The organism is Pelomonas dachongensis, assembly GCF_043555865.1.
In the GTDB taxonomy this organism is placed as follows: domain Bacteria; phylum Pseudomonadota; class Gammaproteobacteria; order Burkholderiales; family Burkholderiaceae_C; genus Pelomonas; species Pelomonas dachongensis.
In genome coordinates, this window is record NZ_JBIGHY010000032.1 from 1 (window position 1) to 1,725 (window position 1,725).

Below are 1,725 nucleotides of genomic sequence, written 5' to 3' on the forward strand. Positions count from 1 at the left end.
GACCAACGGCCTGGTGGAGCGCTTCAATGGCCGCATCAGCGAGGTCGTGCAGCAGACCCGATTCAATTCGGGCGCCGAGTTGGAAGCCACGCTCACGGCGTACTGCAAGACCTACAACCACCACATCACGCAACGCTCGCTCGACCACCGCTCACCCGTGCAAGCCCTTCAAGCTTGGCAGGTCGCCAAGCCCCATTTGTTCAAGCGCGCTGTATACAAACAGGCGGGTCTTGACAACCAGACTCTCTGTTTCACGCCTAATACCCCTCAACTTATCAGTTTGCGAAGGCAACCATGACATTTGTATTCGAAATCATCCCTGAGTCTGATAGGAAGAAGTATGGGATTGCAGATGATTCAAACTTCTATCGAGCTGGAGAGAGTCATTGGGCCATAGACCGCGAACGTGAAATATTTTTGCTTCGTCGGGCTCGGTTCGGTCTAGAGGGACCACATGATGAGGCTTTCTGGGCATTTCTCTGGAAGGGTCAAATCCTCGATGTGCATATTAAGAACGTCGACATCTCGCAAGATGAATTCGGAAAAATTGTGGACAGAAGAATAGTGCTTGGCTTGTGTAGCTTGCGAAATGAACCGACGCCAGAAATATCAAAAGTTCTGCCAGATTTGGAGTCTGCACTTGCCGCTTGTGGAGAGGCCGAACTGGTGATTCCGTACCAGCTCTACTCGCTTGAGCTTGTTTCGAAGTAAAGAGGCGTACATGACATATTCTCTCGGCCAAGCAAAAATACTTCTGCAAAGCATTGAGCGTACCCCTCAAGCTCTGCTTGGTTTGGTAAAACAGATCTCAGTAGAAGCATCCGGTTCCTTCACTGTCTTTTATGGCGGTAGATTGCCTGATGATACGAGCGCAACCGCGGCGGTAGGCAGGATGTTGGACGCTGGAGAAGACATTCGGGTAATTGACAAAACGCCTGCTGGAAAGTTCTTGCTGTCAACGGAGTTTCTGCAAGCTGCCGGGGAGGCATCTGGCTTGTCCGGAATTGATCTTCAGAGATTCATTGCGGGGCAGCTGGGAAAAAATCCTGCAACCGATTGGATATATGAGTCGAATGTAAACACAGGGCCATGGGCGGCGGCCTCAAAAAATTTTGCGGACGCTACAACTGGCGAGATGCGCTTATTGGTAACTGGCTCTGAAGTTGATAGAGTTTTTAATCAGGTTGAACTGCCAGCATTGCTCCAAAATTCGTCGGTTACTAAGATTGAGGGTTATAGTTTAGAAGTTTTAAAATCGATGCATCCAGGTGCGGCAGGAATACCGCCCGATACTGCAGATGTATTTGTTGGTCTCAAGTATGCAAACCGTAGATCTCTTGTTATAAGTGGATTTTCCACCGTGAAGGACGGGAGGGGGGAGCTAGTTTCAGTCTTGCCTGGCGGCTTTATAGCGCCAGACCTGCATGAGCTGTCCTATCTCACTAGTCATCCACAAGGACTTCAAGCTTGGAATGACTATCTCCAAGCAGCCCCTGAAAACTTCAGTACTCATAAGCAGTTCTCGCAGCTACATCTCGAGACTTGGAAGCGCCTCGTAAAGGATGGAGGCGCGATCGCCATCAAGACAGCAAAGGTCCTAGGTGTCAAGACCCGCCTGTTTGTATACAGCGCGCTTGAACAAATGGGGCTTGGCGACCTGCCAAGCTTGAAGGGCTTGCACGGGTGAGCGGTGGTCGAGCGAGCGTTGCGGGATGTGGTGGTTGT

General features: G+C 50.6%; 2 protein-coding genes and 1 pseudogene. All 3 read left to right on the forward strand.

From position 1 onward, the window contains the following. Positions 1–235, forward strand: a pseudogene (locus ACG02S_RS26175) (integrase core domain-containing protein); the annotation flags it as partial. A gap of 59 nt (positions 236–294) precedes the next feature. After that, positions 295–711, forward strand: coding sequence for a hypothetical protein (locus ACG02S_RS26180; protein ID WP_394473437.1), 417 nt, complete (start codon positions 295–297; stop codon positions 709–711). A gap of 10 nt (positions 712–721) precedes the next feature. After that, entirely contained in the window at positions 722–1,687 is a 966-nt protein-coding gene (locus ACG02S_RS26185; protein ID WP_394473438.1) for a hypothetical protein, read from the forward strand. Positions 1,688–1,725: the final 38 nt, after the last annotated feature.